We start from the raw sequence: 20,724 nt of genomic DNA on the forward strand, positions 1-20,724 counted from the left end.
CCGCAATGCGCGGAGTCCGTACGGACGCGGGACGAGTCGACGTACGGGACCTGAGACCGGCCGGCCGCCGGACCGGGACGCAGGTCCTGGTCCGCGGGTGCTCCCGGAATCGGACCGGCCGGTCTCCCTCTCCATTTGTCGAGGGCGCGCGTTCCAGGTCGTCTCTTCAGGATCTTGCGGGCCAGGCAAGATCCTGAAGAGACGGCCTACGCCTCCGCGACGGCTCGCAGGGGGCTGAGGGCCGCGGCGCGGCGGGCGGGGAGGACGGCCGCGGCGGCTCCGACGCCCAGGGAGAGCAGGACCACGCAGGCGAGGGTGTCCCAGGGCAGGGTGAAGGAGTACTGCGGGATCGCACCGTTGGCCAGTCCGCTGACCTTCCACGCCCCGAACAGACCACCGGCCAGCCCGAGCAGGGTGCCGAAGGCGGCGACGCAGACGGCCTCCAGGAGGATCATGCGGCGGACGCCGGAGCGGTCCATGCCCATGGCCCGCAGGACACCGATCTCACGGGTGCGCTCCGAGACCGACATGGCCAGGGTGTTGACCATGCCGAGCGCGGAGACCAGTACTCCGATGCCGAGCAGCCCGAACACCATCGTCATCAAGTCGCCGGCGACGCCGGCCTGTTCCTCGACGAGCTCCGCGCGGCTCTGGACCTTCAGCAGCGGGCTGTCGCTCACCGCGGCGCGCAGCCGCTTCTCCAGGTCCTTCGACACCGTGCCGTCGACGGTGCGGACCAGGACGCGTTGCACGGAATCGGGCAGGAAGCTCCGCCCCTGCACGTCGCCGCGGTATCCGATCGCGTCCTGGGCGGTGGGGTTGTCCCGGTAGACGCCGACGACGGTGTAGTCCTCCTCGTGGTCGCCGGATCCGGGGCCGATGCCTGCCCGGATCCGCCCGCCGGTGGTGACGTGCCGGTCCCGGGCGAAGCTCTCGGAGACGGCGATGGCGCCCGGGCGCAGAGCTCCGGCGGAACCGCTGAGGAAGCGCAGCTCCATCACCTCGCCCACGGTCTTCGGGTCGACCCCGGAGATGGTCGTGACGAGGCCGCCGACGACGATGGTGGAGTCCGCCACCGCGGAGGCGGTCCGCACCCCGGCCACGTCGGCGACGCGGCGGACGTCGTCGGCGGCGACGGCCGTGGTGCTGTCGCGTGCGCTGATGACGTAGTCGGCGCTCAGCCCGGCGGCGGCCTGCGCGTTGAGGGCCGAGCTGGTGGAACGGTCGATGACCGCGAGGCCGGAGACCAGCGCCGTGCTGATCAGCAAGGTGGCGGCGGTGGCCGCGGTACGGCGCGGGTCGCGCAGGGTGTTCTCGCGGGCGAGGTCGCCCGCGACGCCGAAGCGCCCGGTGAACCGGCCCAGGGAACGGATCACCGGGGCGGCGAGCAGCGGGGCCGTCATGACCAGACCGAGCACGAGGAGGCCGGCGCCGCACATCGCGGTCCGCAGGTTCGCGTCGGTGGCGCTGGTGGCGCCGCCGAGCGAGAACAGCAGCCCCACGCCCAGCGCGACCAGGACCAGCCCGGTTCCGGCGCGGACACGGGACGCCGCGGCGGACGGCGCCTGCTCGGCCGTGCGCATCGCCTCGACGGGAGCGATCCGCGCCGCGCGCCGCGACGGCAGCCACGCGGCGAGCACGGTGACGCCGACACCCACGACGAGCGAGGCGAGGATCGTGACCGGGCCGATCACGAGGGGCCCGTCGGGCAGCAGGTCGCCGGAGGTGCCCAGTACGCCCGGCAGCACCGCCGCCACCCCGAGGCCCGCCACGAACCCGAGGACGGTGGCGGCGAGCCCGACCAGGGCGGCCTCTACGAGGACCGAGCGGACCACCTGCCGGCGGGTCGCGCCGATCGCGCGCAGCAGCGCGATCTCCCGGCCGCGCTGTGCCACGAGCATGGTGAACGTGTTGACGACGAGCAGCGCGCCGATGAACAGCGAGACCACGGCGAAGAGCACCGGCAGCCGTTCGTAGCTGTGGATCCTGCTGTTGACGAAGACGGACTGCTGGACGGCCTGCGCGGCGCCGGTCGTGGCCTCGGCGCGGTCGGGCGGCAGCACCGCCGTGACCCGCTGGGACAGCACGGACTGGTTGGTGCCGGCCGCGGCGCTCAGGTCGATGCGGTTGTAGTGCCCCGGCGCGGCGAACAGGTTCTGGGCCGTGTCCTTGTCGAAGACCGCCAGCGTGCCGCCGGCGTTGACCCGGCTGTCCTCGGTGGACACCAGACCCACCAGGCGCATCCTGAGGACCGGTCCGTCCTTGGCGAGGGTGACGGTGTCGCCGAGTACGTAACCCGCTGCGGCCGCTGTCCCGCGGTCCAGGGCGACCTCCCCGCCGTTGCGGGGCGCGCGTCCGGCGGTCAGCGGGTGGCGGACGTCCTTGCCGTCGGGCCCGGGGACGTAGGCGGCGCCGAACCGGCCCATCATGCTCGTGGCCCGCATCGGTGTGCCGTCCTTGGCGGCCAGGGTGACCGAACCGTCCGCGGACGGACGGACGGAGGCCACGCCGGCGACGGTGGACAGCCGGCGTACGAGGAGCTCGTCGAGCGCGCCGTACTGCTCGTTCTCCGCGGTGCCCGGACGGGACCTCGCGGTCACGCTGACGTCGACGCCCGCGTAGTCCTGTGACATGGAGGCGCGGTAGGCGGCGGTGGTGGAGTCGGCGAAGACCAGGGAGCCGGTGATGAACGCGACGCCGAGGCAGACCGCGAGCACGGTCATGATCAGTCGCGCCTTGTGCGCGAGGACGTTGCGCAGGGATGTTCGCAGCATGGTGGGCTTTCCGGGAGTGCGGGAGTGCGGGAGTGCGGAGTCGGTGACGGGCGGGAACGCGGTCAGCTGGTGCGGCCCTGGGCTTCGAACGCGAGCATCCGGTCGAGCACGGCGTCGGCGGTGGGGTCGCGCAGCTCGTCCACGAGCCGGCCGTCCGCGAGGAACACCACCCGGTCCGCATGGGCCGCAGCCACGGGGTCGTGCGTCACCATCACCACGGTCTGGCCCAGCTCCCGCACCGAGTCGCGCAGGAAGCCCAGCACCTCCGCCCCGGACCGGGAGTCGAGGTTGCCGGTGGGCTCGTCGGCGAAGACGATCTCCGGGCGGGGCAGTAGCGCACGGGCCACCGCGACCCGCTGCTGCTGGCCGCCGGAGAGCTGGGACGGCCGGTGCGAGAGCCTGCCCGCCAGCCCCACGGTGGCGACGACGGTGTCCAGCCAGGCCGCCTCCGGGCGGCGCCCCGCCAGCCGCAGCGGCAGCAGGATGTTCTCCAGTGCGGTCAGGGTGGGCAGCAGGTTGAAACCCTGGAAGACGAAGCCGATCTTCTCCCGGCGCAGCTCGGTGAGCTGCCGGTCGTTCAGCGCGGACAGTTCGGTGCCGCCGATCCGGGCCGACCCCGAGCTGACCGGGTCCAAACCGGCCATGCAGTGCATCAACGTGGACTTGCCGGAGCCGGAGGGGCCCATCACGGCAGTGAACCGGCCCCGCGCGAAGTCCACGGAGACCGCGTCGAGCGCGGTGACGCGGGTTTCCCCCCTGCCGTACGTCTTGGTCAGGCCGGACGCACGGGCGGCCGGCTCCGTGGACCGGGTGCCGGGGGAGGGGAGGGAGGCAGTGGGCATGGGGACTCCGCGTGGCTTGGCATGCGTGCGACGGCCCGCGACGAGCGCCGCGAGCCGGGGGACGCCTCCATCCTCATGGCCCTGAACTGCGCAAACATCGTCCCGCAGGCGGGAGTCGGCCTCTGCCGAAAGACCGGCCGGCGCCGCCTACGCTCTGCCGAAGGTCCAGGACGCGGCCGGGGAACTCCGCCCCGGGGCAGAGGCGCGGCGGCGGGCTGCAGGCCTGCGCGATCCCGTCAGGAAGCCAGACCGGCCCGGTGCGCCAGCAGCGCGGCCTGCACCCGGCTCGCCGAACCGGTCTTCTCCAAGATGGCGCCCACATGGGTCTTCACCGTGCCGATCCCGATGCCGAGCCGCCCCGCGACGTCCTGGTTCGACAACCCCTGCCCGAGCATCGCCAAGACCTCCCGCTCCCGGGCGGTGAGCCGGCCGATCCGCTCGTCCCCGGGGCCGGCCCCGGCGTCCTGCACGGGCTCGGAGCGCAGCATCCGGGAGATGACCGTCCCGGTCACGCCCGGCGAGAGCACGGCGTCCCCGGCGGCGGCCGCCCGGACCGCGCTGATCAGCTCCTGCGGCCCTTCGTCCTTCAGCAGGAACCCGGCCGCTCCCTCCCGCAGCGCCCGCAGCACGTTGTCGTCGTCACCGAAGGTCGTCAGCATCACCACGCGGGGCGCGTGGTCGAGGGCGAGCAGCGGCGCGATCGCGGCCAGCCCGTCGCACACCGGCATCCGGATGTCGACCAGAGCCACGTCCGGTTGGTGCGCGGCGGCCTCCACGACCGCCGCGTGTCCGTCGGCGGCCTCGGCGACCACCTCGATGCCCTCGGCGTGGCGCAGGATCAGCCGGACACCGTGCCGGATCATCGCCTCGTCATCGGCGAGCAGGACGCGGATCGGCTCGGTGGACTGGATCACGGGGTCTCCCAGGGCGGTGCGTCCCGTACGGACGCGACGGTGAAACGGTCGATGGAGATGAGGCGCTGCGAGGCGTCGAAGCAGTAGCGGGTGACGGTGAAGGCACCGGGGCGGGGGCCGGCTCCGCCGGGCGGATAGACGCACCCCGCCGCGGCGGCGGGGCGCGGCGGTTCGTGTCCGGTGGCCGCGGCCCGCACGGCCGGACTGTCGAAGACCCCCTTCAACTCCTCGTAGCTCATGCCGAGCCGGGGCTTCGGCGGCTGGACGACACCCCTCGGCTGGCCGTACACCAGGCTGATCGAGAGCGCCATCAGCACCCACAGCGCCACCGCCCCGAGACCGAACGCCAGGGCCCTGACCATCCTCGGGCCGCGCGCCAGGGTGCCCGCGGCGGCGTCGAACGCCTCCGGAGGGGAAGCCTCCGCGCCGCAGGCGAAAGGACCGCGCACGACGGCGTCGTCCGGTTCCGCCGGGACGGCCGCCGACACACGGAACCCGCCGGACGGCAGCTCACCCGCCTCGAAGACGCCGCCGAGCAGCTCGACCCGCTCGCGCAGGCCCGGCAGACCACGCCCCGTCCCGACGCCGTCCGGGACCCCGGCACGGGCGGCCGACCCGCCGTTGCGGACGGTCAGACGCACTGCCCGGTCGTCGTGCTCGACCCGCACGAGTACGTGGGAGCCCGGCGCGTACCGGTGCACGTTCGTCAGCGTCTCGCGCACGACGCGGTGCACCGCCCGCCGTACCGGCGCGGGCCGCGCGTCGAGATCGGGGCCGCTCCACTCCAGGCGCACGACGATCCCGCCGTCCCGGGACTGCGCGACCAGCGCCTCGATGTCGGCCCGGGTACCGGTGGTGTCGGTCAGCGCGTCCGGCCCGGTGTCCCGGCCGAGCGGGCCGAGGACCCCGAGAGCCTGCCGCAGTTCGCGCATCGCGTCCCGGGTGGTGCGCCGTACCAGGACCGCCTCCTCGCGCAGCTCCGGGTCGGCCTCGCCGAGGGCGAGTTCCAGGCCGCCGGCGTGCAGCGAGATGAGGCTGAGCCGGTGCCCCACCAGGTCGTGCATCTCGGCGGCGATCCTGGACCGCTCACGGGTGCGCGCCTCGCTGTCCGCGGACCGGCGGGCCCGCTCGGCCGCGTCACCGCGTTCGCGCAGCGCCAGCAGCAGCCGGGCCTGCTGCCCGTACACCGTTCCCACCAGGCCGGGTACCACCACCGCCGTCACCGCCAGCACCACCGCCAGCTCCGACGCCCGGACGACCGAACCGGGGCCGAGCCAGGGTCCGGTCACCACCGCCGCGAGCATGATCAGCAGGCTCGCGCCGCCGAGCAGCCGGGCGTGCCGGCGCGGTCGCACCGCGGCGATCGCCGCCGCGTACGAGGAGGCGGCCGCGACCGGGCCGACGACGGGCGCCGCACCGGTGAGGAGGGCGAGGACCAGGAGCACCAGGCCGGAGCGGCGACGCCGCAGGGGGAAGAGCGCGCCGGCTACCGCGATCGCGCAGAGCTGGAAGCCGGGGTGCGGCAGGTCCCACCACCGCAGGGCGACCGCGAACAGGCACAGCGCGGCGGCCGTCACCCCGGCGGTTTCGCCGACGGCCCGGCCGATTCCCCGGCCGAGGCCCGCATGACGGGCCGGACCCGCCACTGCGGGAGGGACGGGTCGGCGGAAACGGCTGATGAGCGGCACATCGCCCAGTATCGATCCCGCCGGGCGGGAGGACGTCGACCTCCAGACCGAACCCGGCTATGTCTTTGGGCAGAGCCGGGCGGGGCGGGATAACCGGAATCGTGCAGGATTTACCTGAATTGCGCTGCTGCTGTGTGTTTAGCAGCTGATGGCAGGGTTAGGTCCCCCGTAGTGGAGGCTGACGCCGACCGCCCGCAACGACTATGGGAGGTGGATGTCATGGCGCTGCCGATCCGACGCCGAGGCAACGGTTCGGGCGCGGGCATGCCGAGCCTGGATCCCTTCCACGACTTCGAGAACATGTGGGACCAGATGGGCCGGTTCCTGGAGCAGGCGGCGATGCCGGCTGCGGGCAGCGGAGTCTGGCTGCCGATGGCGGAAGAGGAGGAGAGCGAGGACCACTACACGGTGAAGCTGGAGCTGCCCGGCTACCCGAAGGAGAACATCGACATCGAGGTGGAGGGCGACGAGCTCGTCATCAGCGGTGAGCTGTCCGAGGAACACCATGGCAAGGTGCTCACCCGTCGGAAGGGCAGCTTCATGTACCGCACCACGGTGCCGGCCGGCGCCGACAGTGAACACAGCCAGGCCGACCTGGACAACGGCGTCCTCACCGTGACCGTCCCCAAGACGGCGCAGCTGCAACGGCGCCGGAAGATCGAAATCGGCCAGGGTCGCGTCGGCGAGGGCAAGGGTCCCGACGAGATCTCGGCCGAGAGCGGTGTCACGGCTGCCGAAGCGCGGAACACCTTCGAAGAGGTGAGGGGCCCCGATCCCGCAGCCGGAGCAGCCGGAGCAGCCGGCACGGGAACACCCGGAGCACCCGACACAGGGGCACCTGGCGGCGCGTCCACGGGAACACGGCCCGGCTCCGGCGTGTAGGGGCGATCACCTGCTGCGGTCCCGGCGGGCAGCAGGAGACGGCATCAACAGCCCGGCCCGCCGGCCACGCCCCGACGGGCCTCGCCGAGCCGCGGAGCGCGGCGGCACAGCGGCTCTGGTGGCGAGGGACGGATGATTCGTGCCCGCCGGTGGAAGGGTCCTGTCAGGATGGCGAGGAGCTTTCGGCGCCACGTTCCGCGAGGAGGACTTGTTGACCAGTCCCGAGGCCATGGGGCCCAAGATCTGGCCGACTTACCCGCCGAGGACGCCCCCGCCGCAGAAGAAGCCGGTCGAGCCGCCGCGGCCCCAGTCGGCGCCGAAGCCGAAGGCGGAAGTCGCCGTACGGCGCCCGCGCATGATCGTCCGAAACCGGCGCACGGCCGCGCTCACCCTCCGCGCCGACGAGTGGGCGGCGAAGAAGGCCGCCCGACAGGCCGTGGAGACCGTACGCGGCTGGGACCACCGGGCCTTGGCCGTGGCGGACCTCGCGGCGGCCGTCGAACACTTCGTCGAGGCCGCCGTCGCGGACGGCGGGAAGCGGATCAGCGTGCATCTCGGTGACCAGGAGCAGAAGGTCCTGGTGGCCGTCCTGAGTCATCTGTGCGCGGCGCCGGACGAGGCCGTGCTCGGCCGGGTCGCGACGTTGGCCACGGTCGACTCGGTCGGTACGGACAGCGCGGAGGACGGCCGAAGGATGTGGGCCGTTCTGGACACGGCCCCCCGGCGCACCGGGCGGCCGACGGTGTGAAGGCCCAAGACGGCTGATCAGGAGGCGCGCCGACACCGGCAGAGTTGCTCCTGTGGCGATGCGAGCCCTACGGTGACCGTCATGAGCGACCCGGAGAAGAACAAGGCTGCGGCCAAGGCGTTCTACGACCTCATGTTCAACCAGTGCCGCCCCGCCGAAGCCATTGATCAGTACGCCGGCGACACCTATATCCAGCACAACCCCCATGTTGCCGACGGCAAGCAGGCATTCATCGATTACTTCGAACGCATGGCCGCGGAGTATCCCGGCAAGCGCGTCGAATTCAAGCGCGCCTTCGCCGAAGGGGAGCACGTCGTTCTCCACTGCCACCAGATCTGGCCCGACGAGGAGTACGCGGGCATCGACATCTTCCGCTTCGATGCGCTGGGCAGGATCGTGGAACACTGGGACGTCCTCCAGGTCATCCCGCCCACCTCCGAGAACGACAACAGCATGTTCTGACCTGGATCGAAATGTTCTGACCCGGATCGAGCCCGCACGCCCGTCGACGGACGACGCGGAGGCCCCGGCTCCGTGGCCGGGCTCCCTGGTAGGCGGCGACAGGACCACGGCTGCGCTGTCAGTGTGCTGACGTATCCTTCCTGCCACCGCACGCCGACTGGGGAGACCAAGAGAATTGACCGGCCTGTCCGCTTTCCCGCTGCCCTTCAACACTTCGCGTTCCCTATCGTTCGCGACACCCCGAACCCTGCGCGAACTGCAGATGATGGAGTGCAGCGCCCACATTCGGGCGAAGCCTGAGTGGTTCGACAAGATGAACGACGCCGACATCGTCGCCAGGTGGACGCAAGAGGCGGTCGCCCAGGGCCTCACCGAAGCCCAGGTTCGTTACGTGCTCGCCGAACTCCTGCACTACGCCGCCCTGCGGGACGAACGAACCGGCATCGAAGTGTCCGCCGTGGACGGGGCCTGGCAGTCGGACACGCTCGTCGAGGACGAACTCGGATCCCGGCTGCGCGAGGCGGTCCGGGTCCTGGAGCAGGTCCCCGAAGCGGAGCAGGACTGGCATCCCGGCTCGGACGGTCAGGTACTCGACCTGGTTCATCCCTCACTCTTCTGCTTGGTGCGAGAGGTGAGCGGTGGGCCCGAGCGGGCTTGGCAGAACCCGACGGACCACTACTCGAAGTACGAATTCTCGGAAAAGTTCCAGTGGCTTCCCACTGACGTCGACGTCAGTACCGAAGGCGATGTCACCTTCCGCTCGTACGTCAACAACGTTCACCCCGAGGACCATCGCGAACTCGCGGCGATACTCCCGGACCTGCTCGCGCGCATGCTCCCCCTGCTGGAGAACGTACTCACCGATCTGCGCCATCCGCGTCCCCCGCGGATCGAGGCCGATCCCTACGGGTGGTACGACTCGGAGCCGGAATACCCCAACAAGAACTCCTACGCTGACAAGGCGGCCTACGCGGAAGCACTGGACGCATGGCAAACGGCCCAGGACGACTGGTGGCAAAACCGCCGCCCGGTCATCCCGGACGCCCCTGAATTCACCCGGCCCGAGTCGCCCGGTGAGACCGACCGAATCGACCTGCGCGGCCGCTCTCTCCAGGTCATAGTCAAGCTCGCCACCCTTCACCTCACCCCGGACAAGCCGGAGTACCCCGGTGGTTCCTGGCACGTCGAGGGAATGTTGAACGAGCGGATCGTCTCGACCGCCCTCTACTACTGGGACAGCGAGAACATCACCGAAAGCCGGCTGAGTTTCCGGGCGGCACTCGATGACCCGCACTACGAGCAGAACGACGACAACGGCCTGCGCGAGGTCTACGGCCTGGAGGACGAGGACGCGCTGAACCAGGTGCTGGGATCGGCATCGACCCCGGAGGGCCGGTGCCTGGCCTTCCCGAACATCCTGCAACACCGCGTCAGCCCGTTCCGGCTCACTGACCCCAGCCGCCCGGGGCATCGCAAGATCCTCGCGTTCTTCCTCGTCGACCCGTCGGAAAAGATCGTTTCGACCTCGGACGTGCCACCGCAGCAACCGTGGTCCCCAACCTCGACCATGACGCTTGAACAGGCCAAGAACTACCGCGAACAACTCATGCAGGAACGCAAGTTCTTCGTGGACGAACACAACGAGCAGCTCTACGAGCGAGAGTTCTCCCTCTGCGAGCACTGAGACCCCAAAGCCCCGAACGCCCCGTGCCGTCGACACACCGACGTCACGGGGTCTTCGACGTCACGGAGTCTACGCGGACCGGCAGCCCGCCAGGCCGCCGACTTCCGGTTCACCGGAGGGCGGGAACCGCGGCTGCGGGCGCTCCTCAGTCGTCAGTCCGAAGCCTGTACCGGGCTGATCTCAAAGGCCCCGCACAGCCGCAGGTGGGAGGGGATCTGCACAGCTTGGAAGCTATTCGGCGGGAAGACCTTGACATAAGTCGACACCGGCCGGCAGTTCGGCACCACCGCCCGGCTGTTGGTGCGAAAGACGGCGGTCACGGTCTCGCCCGGGGGCACGGACACCGCGTCCACCGGCTCTCCGGTGCGGATCGCCGAGGTGCCGATCTGATGATGCTGGACGTCGATGACGCTGACTCCGGGGTATCCGCGCAACGTACAGGTGTGGGTGGAGGTATTGGTGAACGAGATCGGGTAGTACAGGGACCCGGCGGCGCCGTCCGGCTCGCCGACGGTCATGTGCAGGTCGGCTACGTGGCAGGTGGGGGTGGGGGCACTTGGCAGGGCCGTTGCCTGGGTGGCACCGATCGAGACGCCGGCGGTTGCCAGGAGGGCTGCGGCAGCGATGGTGGTGGCTCGGTTCACGACGTCGTTCATGACGCCAACTCCTCTGTTGGCGAGGGGGATCAATCGTTCTCGGCGTGTCAAAGGGATGTGGTCCGAACGCTCACGGACGACCGATCGAGCGGTGCGGGCGGGTTGCACCCCGCGGCCGGACACTGCACGCCTGACGGCATCATTCTACCGGCGCGGGGTTCTCCCGGCTCGTCGGCGGCGGGGTCGTGCCGAAGGGGCGGCCCACGCGGCCCAGCACCTCTGCCCTCGCCGGTGGACGAGTCTTGGCCGCCTCTCTGGAGTCGGACATCGCCGCTCCCTGCGCTCCCGGCAACGACGGCTACGCCCAGGCGTACGACCACACCAGCAAGACCTGGTCGCCGAAGCTACCGGTGGCGATCTGCGTACGGTTCGACTGAGCCCCGGCGCGCAGCGGGCAACCGTACCGCCCTCGCCCGCCGGCCAGAACGCTGCGGCCGGCCGGCCGGGGAGGGCGCCGTCGGGCTGCCGGGGCCGGTGCTCAGAAGGTGATGGTCCGGCCCTCGGGTTCCGCTTGTCGCGCGGTGTAGGCGACGCCGTGGACTTTGATGCCGTCCGGGTCCAGGAGGGTGATCGTGCCGCCCTGGCCGCCGAAGCGGAATCCGTTGCCGCTCGGGACGGTGAGGGTGGTGCCGGGCTCAAGCAGGCCCGCGGGTAGCGGCAGGGTCTGCTGGTCGTGGTCGGTGAGCTGCCATCCGCGCAGGTCGACCGGGGCAGGAGAGGTGTTGAGCACGGTGACGGCTCCGGGTGCGGAGCCGGAGGGGTTGACCAGGGCGGCCAGGATCCGCAGGGGTTCGTCGCGGTCCTCGGAGCGCGGTGGTGCGGTGTCGATACGGTGGCCGGTGCTGTCGTCGGTGTGCCAGGCCTGGGACTGGAAGGCGAGGAAGATCCCGATCCAGCGGTTCTCGGCAGGAAGGTGCACGAGCATGGCGCCGTCCTGCCAGACGCCGTCGTCCGAGCGGAAGCGGCCGCTGTTGCCCTGGTTCATGTGGATGTCGTGTACGCCGTTGCCGGGCCGGAAGCCGAACACCTTGTCGGGGATGTCGGCCTCGGGGCCGAACCGTTGCCCGAAGACGTAGAGGACGGCGCTGGGGTCGGCGATGGCGCGCTGCACGTAGTGGTCGAGCAGGTCGGCCAGGTCGTTGTCGGCGCCCTCGATATCGGGCGGGAGCACGCGCATCGAGGCGGGGTCGAACAGGTTGCCGCGGATGAAGTCCAGGGCCGCCTTGCCCGGCTGTGACACCAGGGCCGTCCATCCGCTGCCGGCGGCCGGCAGCAGCGCGGTCACGGGGTGGCGCAGGTCGTCGTCGACCAGGTACAGCAGCTCCGAGGGCGCCTGTTGCGACTCGACGTTGACGGCGGCCCGGTAGTGGGTGCCGGCGTTGTCGGTGAGGTGGATCTGGTAGTGGGGGGTATCGCTGGATCCCTCCCGGCGCCGGTCTACGGCGCGGGCGGCCAGGACTCCGTAGCCCTTGAGCGGCATGGGTCACCTCTGGATTCCGGGGGGAGCGGCACAGCCACCGGGGCGTGGGCGTGTCGGTGGAACGGAGTGGGTGCGGGCCGTCGAGGACGCCGGCCCGGGCGGCCCTGTCGGCCGCCGGTCCTCTACACCGTTATCCCCCGACCGGGCGCCGACGGGACCCCGTATCACCTGATGTTCACCCGCCTCGCCCTGACCTCACCCCGCTGCCCCGACCCTGCTCCGGTGAACGGGGGGACCCGCCGGCCCTCGTCCCATGCGCTGCCGCGCACGGTTGACGAGCGTAGATTTGGTGGTGCGCCGGGCTGGAGGGAGACGATCCCATGGACACGGCCATGCGCATCGAGGTACTGCCTGCGCGACTGGGCGACTGTCTGCTCGTGGAGTGCGTGCGGGGGAGCGGCCCGCCTTGGCGCATGCTCGTCGACGGCGGCCCTCCGGGCACCTGGCCCCGGCTCGAAAAGCGGTTGAGCCGGCTGGAACCGGACGAACGGCACATCGACGTCACCGTGGTGACCCACATCGACGGCGACCACATAGGCGGCATGCTCCCGTTCCTGCGGAGCGAGTACGCGGAAGACGTCGGCGACTACTGGTTCAACGGCCCTCCGCACCTGCCCTCCAGGGACCGCGTGCAGGGCAGCGTCGCCGAGGGGCTGAGTCTGGTAGCCGCGCTGCTCGGGGACTCCGCCGGCCCCGTACTGCCGTGGAACCGGGCATTCGGCGGCGGCCCCGTCGACACCGGGGACGAGTCCGGGTTCATCGAGGTACCGGTCCCGGACGGGCCGCGGGTCACCGTGCTCTCACCGACCCACGAACGCCTGGAAGTGCTGGATCGCGAGTGGACCGAAGCCATCGACCAGGCCAGGCGCGTCTGGCAGGGGGCCGTGAGGCCCGACATCGCCAGGCCCGACATCCTCGAACCCCTCGGCGATCTCGCCGCCGTCGCCGCTCGCAAGACGGCCGACGACACGACGGCTCCGAACGGGAGCAGCATCGCGCTGCTGGTCGAGCACCGCGGCGCCCGCGCCGTGCTCGGGGCGGACGCGTTCGGTCCTGTGCTCGGGGCCGCCCTGCTCGGGGTGGCTGCCCACCGCGGCCTGCCGGCCCTGGAGGTGGACGCCCTCAAACTTCCGCACCATGCCAGCCGGCGGAACGTGACCGAGTCCCTGCTCGAAGCCGCCCCTGCACGGCACTACCTGGTGTCCACCAACGGCGACACCTACCACCACCCCGATGACGAGGCCCTGGCCCGCGTCATCCTGACCGCACCGGAGGGCCCGACGCTGTGGTTCAACTACCGCACGCAACGCACCGCCCGGTGGGCGGATCCGGGACTGTACGAGCGATACGGCTACTGCGCGAGCTTCCCCGATTCACCGGAGACGGGCACGGTCCTCGAACTACCGGCGACGGCGTGATCCGGACCGCGGGTCCTATGCTGCGGAGATGATCAACGCCATTGAACTCGTCATATTCGACTGCGACGGCGTGCTGGTGGACAGCGAGCGCATCGCGGCGCGTGTGCAGGTCACCCTGGACGCCGAGTTGGGCTGGCCGCTGACCGAGGACGAGGTCGTGGACCGGTTCATCGGGCGCTCGCACGCGGCCATCCGCGAACAGGTCGCGGCGCGACTCGGCGAAGGCACGGCCGCAACCTGGTCGGAGCGGTTCGAGCGCCTTCACAGTGAGGCCGTGGAAGCCGAGCTCGCCCCGGTCGACGGCCTGCCCGAAGCCCTCGACGCGCTCACGCTCCCGACGTGCGACGCCTCCCAGCGGCTCCCACGAGAAGATGCGGCACACCCTCGGCCGCACCGGGCTCTACGAACGCTTCGCGGGCCGCATCTTCAGCGCCACTGAGGTGTCCCGGGGCAAGCCCGCCCCCGACCTGTTCCTGCACGCCGCCCGGCACATGGGCGTCGACCCGGCCGCCTGCCTGGTGGTGGAGGACAGCCGGCCCGGCGTCCGCGCAGCCCGCGCCGCCGGCATGCGGTCTTTCGGCTATGCCGGCGGGCTCACCCCGGCCGAACGGCTCGAAGGCCCCGGCACCACCGTCTTCCACGCCATGCGCGACCTGCCGGCCCTCATCGCGGAGCGGCAGGACCGAGCCGGCCGCACCGGCCCGTCCACGCGAGGTGACCGGTGCTCCGCTGAGGGAACGTCGGCGAAGTGCAGCTTCGCCGGAGGCCGCGACGGTGAGCTCCGGCCACCCGCGCGAGAGCGCCCCGGCGGCGCGGCCAACTGCTGCCGGAACCCGCGCCGGCTACGCCGTCACCGGCTCCAGCCGCAGCTGCCGGACCGGCCAGGGGGGTGGCTCGGCCGGGCCGAACCAGACCCGCACGTCCTCCCCGGTGCGCACCGGCAGGAGGGGGTAGTCGTTTTCGACGTGTGCGGTGCGGTGCAGCGCATGGCCCGGACCGAGGTGCCGGGCCGCGTACGCGTCGAATGCGACCGCGTCCGACGGCCGGCAGACGGTCCCGACCACCTCGCGGATGCCCGACCGCGGTGTGAAGCCAGGGCCGTGCAGGAGCAGCACATTGTCGCTGTCGATCATGGTGGCATTGGCCGCGTCGCGGTTCTCCCGCCAGACCGAGCCGGTGTAGAACGCCTCCAACGAGCGCCGACGATGCCTCATGTCGGGGAACGCCCGCAGCCAGACGAAGCGGTCCGGGTCGTCGAGGTCGCGGAACCGGCCCCCGACCTCGATGCCGACCGCCTCCTGACCGCTCACGAACTCGCGCTCGAACAGCTCGATCAGCGTTTCCCGGGCGCCGGGGTGCAGCGTGTACTGCCGGAGTTCGACGATGCTCATGCGCCGGCCACCCCGGTGCGGGCGAGGTCCATGACCCAGTTGAGCTCCCAGGTGACGCCGCCGTCGGCGGAGAACTCCTGCTCCCAGCGCGCGGCGTCCGGGCCGAGGCGGCACCAGGTGAAGTGCACCCGGATCGGGCGGCCGTCGTAGGTGTCCTCGCCGTGGAAGTCACCGCGGTCACCCGTGAAGCCGCCGACCACCGGGGGATCGAGTCGGCCGGTCCGGCTGTCGGACCAGTGGATCGACCAGCGCTGCGTCTCGCGGTCGAACAGTCGTAGCGTCACGCCCTGGCGGCCGAGGGTGGGGAGGTTGAGCTCGTCGATGTTGCCGGCGCCCCCGAACAGCGGTCGTACGACCGCATGGCCGGGAAACTCCACCCAGGTGGCCGGGCCTGAGCCGAGAGGTGCGGTGAGACGGCGGTTGGCCACGTCCCAGCAGCCGTGAAGGAAGTCAAAGTCGTCCATGCGCCGCAGGCTAGGGACATTCCCCTGACATCCACTGTCAGTGGATACTGGGCGGCATGCGCGCGAGCCGACTGGTCACCCTGCTCCTGCTGCTCCAGAACCGGGGCCGGATGACAGCCCAGCAGCTGGCCGAGGAACTGGAGGTCTCCGTTCGTACGGTCTACCGGGACGTCGCGGCGCTCGGCGCCGCCGGCATCCCGCTGTACGGCGACGCCGGACACCTGGGCGGTTACCGGCTGCTGGAGGGCTACCGGACCCGTCTCACCGGACTGACCGCCGACGAGGCGCAGGCCGCGTTCCTCGCCGCGCTCCCCGGCACCGCCGCCGAGCTCGGCCTCGGTGAAGCGCTCGCCACCGCCCAACTCAAGCTGCGGGCAGCCCTTCCGGCGGAGCTGCGCGAGCACGCCGGGCGGATCCAGGAACGCTTCCTCTTGGACGCCCCCGGCTGGTACGGCGGCGCAGACCGTACGCCACACCTGGCCGCGGTCGCCGCCGCGGTGTGGGCGCGGCGGGCGGTGGTCCTGCGGTACCAGCGCTGGCGGGCGCCGGAGGAGATCGAGCGGAGGGTGGAGCCGTACGGGCTCGTACTCAAGGCCGGCCGCTGGTACGTGGTCGCCGGCGGGCCGTCCGGGATCCGTACCTACCGCGTCGACCAGATCAGCGAACTGCACTCCCTGGAGGAAGAGTTCGCCGTCCCGGACGGGTTCGACCTGGCCGCGTACTGGAACGGCTACCTGATCGACTTCCAGGGCCGGCTCCACACCGGGGAGGCTTTGGTACGGCTCACCCCGGAGGGCGCCCGTCGTCTCGGCGTGACGCCCCCCGAGGGCCGCGGATGGACGGAGACCCGGGTGCCCATCGAATCGATCGACCACGCCCACGGGGAGTTCCTCCGGCTGGGTAGCGACATCGAGGTCATGGCTCCGGCCGAACTCCGCGACCGCATCGCCGGGACCGTACGGACCTTGGCCGCCCGCTACCAGGGATGACCCCTGCAGAGGGAGCTCCCGGGTATGATGCACCGCCGCTCGCCGGCGCGTCACCGATGCGTTCGCGCACCAGGCTGAAGGCGCAAGGCCGGCCGCTGTACCTCAGGCCGGAAGGAACTCCCATGGCCCCCTCGGACCGAAATCCCGACGGCCCGCGCCGGCAGCCTTCCGCCTCGCCCGTGCCCTCCTCGTGGGCGGTGTCGCCCGATGGCGGGCGCCCGGAAGGGCGCATCTGTTCCCATGTGGCGGCGCTGCCCGCCTCTCCGGAGACACCGCACGACGTCTGCACGCACTGCCGCGCCCTCGGCTGGACCTGGACCGGGCTGAGATGGTGTGCGGCCTGCGGGCACGTGGGGTGCTGCGACAGCTCCCGTGGTCAGCACGCCTACGCTCACCATGCGCGGACGGGACACCCCGTGGTCTTGTCCTTGGCCCCCGACGAGCCCTGGGCCTGGTGTTTCGTCGACGAAGTCTTCCTCGTTCGAGACCTCTGACGGATCGAGGCACACACGCCCCGCTGGGCCGGCTGCTGCATCCGTTCGTGCCGCAATCGCGGAAGGGCAGGTGGAGGTTGCTGGCCCAGCCCGGCGACTTCTACGGCGGCTGGATCACCGCCGGGATCCTGGGCCCGTTCAAGGGCGGTCCGGGAACCGCCGGCTGGTGAGGACGGCCGGCGGCGGCGCCGGCAGGTGGGAGAGGTGATCGAGTGTCCGCGACCCCGGACGCGACGGACGTGCTGGTCATCGGCGCCGGCCTGGCCGGGCTCGCGTGCGCCCGGGATCTGCTGGCAGCAGGTGTCGGCGTCCGGGTGGTGGAGGCCGGCGACGCGGTCGGCGGCAGGATGCGTTCCGACCGGATCGCCGGCTTCGTGGTGGACCGCGGGTTCCAGGTCTTCAACACCTCCTATCCCCAGGTCCGTCGCCGGCTCGTCCTGAAGAATCTCCGGCTGCGCCCCTTCACCCCGGGCGCACTCGTGCACAGCACCTCCGGCCGGCTCCGCTTCGGCGATCCCGTCCGCGACCCGCGCACACTGCCCGGCCTGGTCGGGGGCCGCCTCGCCGGCCCCCGCGACCTGGTCGCCCTCGGCCTGCTGTCCGCCCGTGACGCGCTCGTGCCCCCCAGCCGGATCAAACGGCTCGCAGACACCACCACCCGCGCCGCACTCTCGGACGCCGGCATCTCCGAAGCGTTCGTCGAGAGGTTCTTCCGCCCCTTCCTGTCGGGGGTCTTCCTGGAGGACGAGCTGGAGACCTCCGCCCGGATGTTCCACCTGGTCTGGCGGAGCATGATCCGCGGCACGCTGTGCCTGCCCACCGACGGCATCGGGGCGGTCCCGCAGGCCCTGGCCGCCCCCCTCCCCGGGAATGCCGTGCGCCTGGAGAACGCCGTGGCGGGGCTCACGGACGACGGTGCTCTGACGGCTGAGGGCCGGGAGATCCCCGCGCGCGCGGTCGTGGTGGCCACCGGCCCCGGAAGCGTCCGGGCACTGCTGCCCGAGGTCGCCCTGCCCGCCTACCGGATCGTGACGACGTACTACCACGTCGCTCCCCGGTCCCCCGTGGGCGAGCCGACGCTGCTGGTGGACACCCGCCGCCGCTTCCTCAACACATGTGTCCTCAGCGACGTCGTCCCCGCCTACGCCCCGCCCGGCCACGCCCTGGTCGCCACATCGGTCCTGGGCCGGGACGTGCCCGGGCGTGAGGGCGAGCTCCGCCCAGTGCTGGGTGAGGCGTACGGAACGGACACGGGCGGCTGGGACCTGCTGACCGTCCGCAGCATCGAGGACGCGCTGCCCGCCATGACGCCACCGCAGCCGCTCACCCGCACCACACGCACCGCGCCGGGGCGGTACGTGTGCGGCGACCACCGCGCCACCGGGTCGGTCCAGGGCGCGCTCGCCTCCGGCGCGCGCGCCGCCCGCGAGGTACTGCGCGACCTGGGGCGCCGGGGCATGTGAGGGACCGCCGTGCCCGCGGGCCGGACCACCCGTCGATCACCTGCCGGCCCGGTGTACCGGTACGGAGCTGGCGGCCTGTCCGGTCAGTCGGTTCCCGGCGTGGTGAGGGTGGTCCGCAGCAGGTCCAGGAGGACGGTGGCCGCGGGGCTGGAGGGGCCGTCCGTTCGCCAGGCCAGGGCGACCCGACCGCGTAGCCGAGGCTCGGTGATCTCCAGTGTCCGCAGTCCGTGGGCCTCCGCCGCTCCGGCGGGCAGGGCCGGAATCACCGCCACGCCGAGACCGCGGGCGGCGAGCTGTGCGAGGAACAGCGGAGCGGCCGCTTCGAAGGCGATGCGGGGCCGGAACCCCGCTTGTGCGCAGGCACGGTCCAGGACCCCGCGCAGACCTGTGCCACGCGGCAGGCTGATCAGTGGACGCTCGCGGAGCTCCGCCAACGCAATGCTCGTGCGGTCCGGGGGGTTGAGGGCCGGGTCGTCGGGGGCGACGGCTGCCATCAGGGGTTCGTCCACCAGGACTTGGACGCAGACGCCCCGTGGCGGCTCGTCGTCCGCGAGTCCGATCACGGCGATGTCGAGTTCCCCGCGATGCAGTGCGGTGAGCATGCGCTCCGAGGTGTCCTCGGTCAGGGCGATCTCGACTCGGGGATGGTCCTCGTGGAAGCCGGCCAACACGGCGGCCAGGTCGAACTCGTGGGCCGCCGCGGCCGCGCCCGCGACGAGGCCGAGGGTGACCTGGCCACGGAGCAGCCCGGTGAACTCCTCCGCGGTCTGCCGTACCGCTTCTACGGCGCTGAGCGCGGCCCGCGCGTACGGCAGTACCGCCGCGCCCACCTCCGTCAGGGTCACCGACCGGCCTGAGCGGTCGAGGAGCGGATGCCCGAGTTCCCTTTCCAGCTGGCGGACTTGGGCGCTCAATCCCGGCTGCGCCAGGTGCAGACGGGCTGCGGCGCGGGTGAAGTTGGCTTCCTCCGCGACCGTGACGAAGTACCGCAGCTGCCGAATGTCCATAACTGATCATTCCAATTGCGAGACATGAAGACTCTTGGACGTGTGGGTGTGCCAACGAGAGCCTTGGTGCCATGGGGAACACGACGCACCGGAAAGCAGCGGCTGACACCAGAGCCGCGATCGCGGCCGAACGCCGGGAGCTGGCGGCCGTACTCGACGGCTTGTCGGCCGAGCAATGGGACGCACCCAGCCTGTGCGGGGGATGGCGGGTACGAGAGGTCGCGGCCCATATGACGATGGGGTTCCGGTACTCGCTCCCCACGATGGCGCGGGAACTGATCAGAGCGCGCGGCAGTCTCCACCGCATGACCGACCGCTGCGCCCACAAGGACGCGGCCGCCCTTTCCACACGCGAACTCGCCGCATTCCTCGGTGACAACGCGCATCATCCCTGGAAGCCTCCGGTCGGCGGGATCAGGGCGGCGCTCGGCCACGACGTGGTGCACGGCCTGGACATCACCGTCGCGCTCGGCCTCGACCGCAGGGTTCCCGAGGACCGCCTGCGCATCCTCCTGGAGAGCGTCGACGCCAGAACGCTCAGGTTCTTCGGAGCCGACCTGCACGGCATCGAACTGCGCGCCACCGATCTCGACTGGTCCTTCGGTACCGGAACACCTCTGTCCGGTTCGGCACAGGACCTGCTCCTGCTCGCCTACGGCCGACGGCTGCCACCTGGACACCTCCACGGCGAACCGCGCGACCGCTTCGCCGCCGTGCAGGCGTGAGGAACATGCGCATCCGACTCCTCCACGGGCTCGCCCTGCTCGCCACCGGCCTCCTCACCGGCGCGTTCGGCTACGGCGCGGCCAATCTCGTCCCCACCTTCAACGCGGTACCGCTCGACATGCGACTGTCCTTCCACGCCGAGCTGATGAAGATGAACGGCATCACCATGCAGGCGGCGATGGCCGTGTCGATACTGAGCGCCTTCGCCCTCGCGGCCCTGGCACACGGCCCCGCCCGGCTGATCGCGGCCTCCGCAGGTCTGCTGACGCTCGGCTCCTTCCTGATCACCCGGTTCGGCAACGTGCCGATCAACGGCCTGATCAAGGAATGGGCCCGCACCTCGCCGCCCGTCGATCACGCGGAGATCCTGCGGCGCTGGGAACTCTTCAACGACCTGCGCACGCTCACCGCCCTCATCGCCTTCGCCCTGCTCATCGCTCTCGCCCTGAGGCGACAGCCGACCCCGCCGCAGTGACCCTGCGTCCCGGTCCCGAGGCCCGACCGGAGACCTGGCCATAGAGCCGCGCAGGCCGCAGAGCCCTTCGATGGACGGGCCGGCGGCCGGAGACGTCGAGGTGCGGCGGGACCTGCTCCCGAGACGACGAGTGGTGGGTGAGAGTTCCGGGGCCCGGCAGCGGCCAG

The 20,724-nt window shown here is 71.6% G+C and carries 21 protein-coding genes and 1 pseudogene; 13 read left to right on the forward strand and 9 right to left on the reverse strand.

Annotation, left to right across the window (positions count from 1 at the left end; translation table 11 throughout):
* Positions 1 to 206: 206 nt before the first annotated feature.
* From ACIA6C_RS18835 to ACIA6C_RS18850, 4 genes are all read right to left on the reverse strand, one after another.
* Entirely contained in the window at positions 207 to 2,774 is a 2,568-nt protein-coding gene (locus tag ACIA6C_RS18835; protein ID WP_399277187.1) for an ABC transporter permease, read from the reverse strand.
* Positions 2,775 to 2,836: 62 nt separating this feature from the next.
* On the reverse strand, positions 2,837 to 3,616 hold the full coding sequence (locus ACIA6C_RS18840) for an ABC transporter ATP-binding protein (protein ID WP_399277189.1): 780 nt from the start codon (positions 3,614 to 3,616) through the stop codon (positions 2,837 to 2,839).
* A gap of 236 nt (positions 3,617 to 3,852) precedes the next feature.
* Positions 3,853 to 4,479 carry a response regulator gene (locus ACIA6C_RS18845; protein ID WP_399277319.1) on the reverse strand — a complete coding sequence of 209 codons (627 nt, stop codon included), beginning with the start codon at positions 4,477 to 4,479 and terminating at the stop codon, positions 3,853 to 3,855.
* A gap of 47 nt (positions 4,480 to 4,526) precedes the next feature.
* On the reverse strand, positions 4,527 to 6,218 hold the full coding sequence (locus tag ACIA6C_RS18850) for a sensor histidine kinase (protein WP_399277191.1): 1,692 nt from the start codon (positions 6,216 to 6,218) through the stop codon (positions 4,527 to 4,529).
* A 219-nt stretch (positions 6,219 to 6,437) separates the two neighbouring features.
* On the opposite strand from ACIA6C_RS18850, the gene ACIA6C_RS18855 reads away from it, so the two are divergent.
* From ACIA6C_RS18855 to ACIA6C_RS18870, 4 genes are all read left to right on the forward strand, one after another.
* Complete coding sequence (locus ACIA6C_RS18855) at positions 6,438 to 7,100, forward strand: Hsp20/alpha crystallin family protein (protein ID WP_399277193.1); 663 nt, start codon at positions 6,438 to 6,440, stop codon at positions 7,098 to 7,100.
* Positions 7,101 to 7,311: 211 nt separating this feature from the next.
* Positions 7,312 to 7,848, forward strand: coding sequence for a hypothetical protein (locus ACIA6C_RS18860; protein ID WP_399277194.1), 537 nt, complete (start codon positions 7,312 to 7,314; stop codon positions 7,846 to 7,848).
* Positions 7,849 to 7,929: 81 nt separating this feature from the next.
* Complete coding sequence (locus ACIA6C_RS18865) at positions 7,930 to 8,310, forward strand: nuclear transport factor 2 family protein (RefSeq protein WP_399277195.1); 381 nt, start codon at positions 7,930 to 7,932, stop codon at positions 8,308 to 8,310.
* 175 nt (positions 8,311 to 8,485) lie between these two features.
* Positions 8,486 to 9,994 (forward strand): DUF4246 domain-containing protein, encoded by a 1,509-nt coding sequence (locus tag ACIA6C_RS18870; RefSeq protein ID WP_399277196.1) that lies wholly within the window; start codon positions 8,486 to 8,488, stop codon positions 9,992 to 9,994.
* A gap of 152 nt (positions 9,995 to 10,146) precedes the next feature.
* Here ACIA6C_RS18870 and ACIA6C_RS18875 read toward each other — a convergent pair whose 3' ends face one another.
* Positions 10,147 to 10,650 carry a DUF4232 domain-containing protein gene (locus ACIA6C_RS18875; RefSeq protein WP_399277198.1) on the reverse strand — a complete coding sequence of 168 codons (504 nt, stop codon included), beginning with the start codon at positions 10,648 to 10,650 and terminating at the stop codon, positions 10,147 to 10,149.
* Between the two features lie 242 nt (positions 10,651 to 10,892).
* Here ACIA6C_RS18875 and ACIA6C_RS18880 point away from each other — a divergent pair, with 242 nt between their 5' ends.
* On the forward strand, positions 10,893 to 11,027 hold the full coding sequence (locus ACIA6C_RS18880) for a hypothetical protein (protein ID WP_399277200.1): 135 nt from the start codon (positions 10,893 to 10,895) through the stop codon (positions 11,025 to 11,027).
* 101 nt (positions 11,028 to 11,128) lie between these two features.
* Here ACIA6C_RS18880 and ACIA6C_RS18885 read toward each other — a convergent pair whose 3' ends face one another.
* A complete protein-coding gene (locus tag ACIA6C_RS18885; protein ID WP_399277202.1) occupies positions 11,129 to 12,130 on the reverse strand; it encodes a DUF2278 family protein in 1,002 nt (333 codons plus the stop codon).
* Positions 12,131 to 12,450: 320 nt separating this feature from the next.
* On the opposite strand from ACIA6C_RS18885, the gene ACIA6C_RS18890 reads away from it, so the two are divergent.
* Both ACIA6C_RS18890 and ACIA6C_RS18895 read left to right on the forward strand, forming a co-directional pair.
* Positions 12,451 to 13,548 (forward strand): MBL fold metallo-hydrolase, encoded by a 1,098-nt coding sequence (locus tag ACIA6C_RS18890; protein WP_399277204.1) that lies wholly within the window; start codon positions 12,451 to 12,453, stop codon positions 13,546 to 13,548.
* A 28-nt stretch (positions 13,549 to 13,576) separates the two neighbouring features.
* A pseudogene (locus ACIA6C_RS18895) lies at positions 13,577 to 14,219 on the forward strand (HAD family hydrolase); the annotation flags it as partial.
* Between the two features lie 171 nt (positions 14,220 to 14,390).
* Here the strand turns inward: ACIA6C_RS18895 and ACIA6C_RS18900 are convergent.
* Entirely contained in the window at positions 14,391 to 14,939 is a 549-nt protein-coding gene (locus tag ACIA6C_RS18900) for an NIPSNAP family protein (RefSeq protein ID WP_399277206.1), read from the reverse strand.
* Complete coding sequence (locus tag ACIA6C_RS18905) at positions 14,936 to 15,403, reverse strand: hypothetical protein (protein WP_399277208.1); 468 nt, start codon at positions 15,401 to 15,403, stop codon at positions 14,936 to 14,938. The genes ACIA6C_RS18900 and ACIA6C_RS18905 overlap by 4 nt, the downstream gene beginning before the upstream one ends.
* Before the next feature lie 56 nt (positions 15,404 to 15,459).
* Between ACIA6C_RS18905 and ACIA6C_RS18910 the strand changes: the two genes are divergently transcribed.
* The 4 genes from ACIA6C_RS18910 (at position 15,460) to ACIA6C_RS18925 (ending at position 18,349) form a co-directional block, all read left to right on the forward strand.
* Positions 15,460 to 16,392, forward strand: a complete 933-nt coding sequence (locus ACIA6C_RS18910) for a helix-turn-helix transcriptional regulator (protein WP_399277210.1) — start codon at positions 15,460 to 15,462, stop codon at positions 16,390 to 16,392.
* A 230-nt stretch (positions 16,393 to 16,622) separates the two neighbouring features.
* Positions 16,623 to 16,886: a UBP-type zinc finger domain-containing protein gene (locus ACIA6C_RS18915; protein ID WP_399277322.1), complete on the forward strand. Its 264-nt coding sequence runs from the start codon at positions 16,623 to 16,625 to the stop codon at positions 16,884 to 16,886.
* A 47-nt stretch (positions 16,887 to 16,933) separates the two neighbouring features.
* Positions 16,934 to 17,056: a hypothetical protein gene (locus ACIA6C_RS18920; RefSeq protein ID WP_399277212.1), complete on the forward strand. Its 123-nt coding sequence runs from the start codon at positions 16,934 to 16,936 to the stop codon at positions 17,054 to 17,056.
* Between the two features lie 42 nt (positions 17,057 to 17,098).
* The gene (locus tag ACIA6C_RS18925; RefSeq protein WP_399277214.1) at positions 17,099 to 18,349 is read left to right on the forward strand and encodes an NAD(P)/FAD-dependent oxidoreductase; all 1,251 of its coding nucleotides are present in this window, start codon (positions 17,099 to 17,101) and stop codon (positions 18,347 to 18,349) included.
* Between the two features lie 83 nt (positions 18,350 to 18,432).
* Here ACIA6C_RS18925 and ACIA6C_RS18930 read toward each other — a convergent pair whose 3' ends face one another.
* Positions 18,433 to 19,356, reverse strand: coding sequence for a LysR family transcriptional regulator (locus ACIA6C_RS18930; RefSeq protein WP_399277216.1), 924 nt, complete (start codon positions 19,354 to 19,356; stop codon positions 18,433 to 18,435).
* Between the two features lie 71 nt (positions 19,357 to 19,427).
* Between ACIA6C_RS18930 and ACIA6C_RS18935 the strand changes: the two genes are divergently transcribed.
* Together ACIA6C_RS18935 and ACIA6C_RS18940 are read left to right on the forward strand one after the other, a co-directional pair.
* On the forward strand, positions 19,428 to 20,081 hold the full coding sequence (locus tag ACIA6C_RS18935) for a maleylpyruvate isomerase family mycothiol-dependent enzyme (protein WP_399277218.1): 654 nt from the start codon (positions 19,428 to 19,430) through the stop codon (positions 20,079 to 20,081).
* 5 nt (positions 20,082 to 20,086) lie between these two features.
* Positions 20,087 to 20,557, forward strand: a complete 471-nt coding sequence (locus ACIA6C_RS18940) for a DUF1772 domain-containing protein (RefSeq protein WP_399277220.1) — start codon at positions 20,087 to 20,089, stop codon at positions 20,555 to 20,557.
* Positions 20,558 to 20,724 lie beyond the last annotated feature (167 nt).

The organism is Streptomyces sp. NPDC051578 (assembly GCF_044454045.1).
GTDB lineage: Bacteria > Actinomycetota > Actinomycetes > Streptomycetales > Streptomycetaceae > Streptomyces.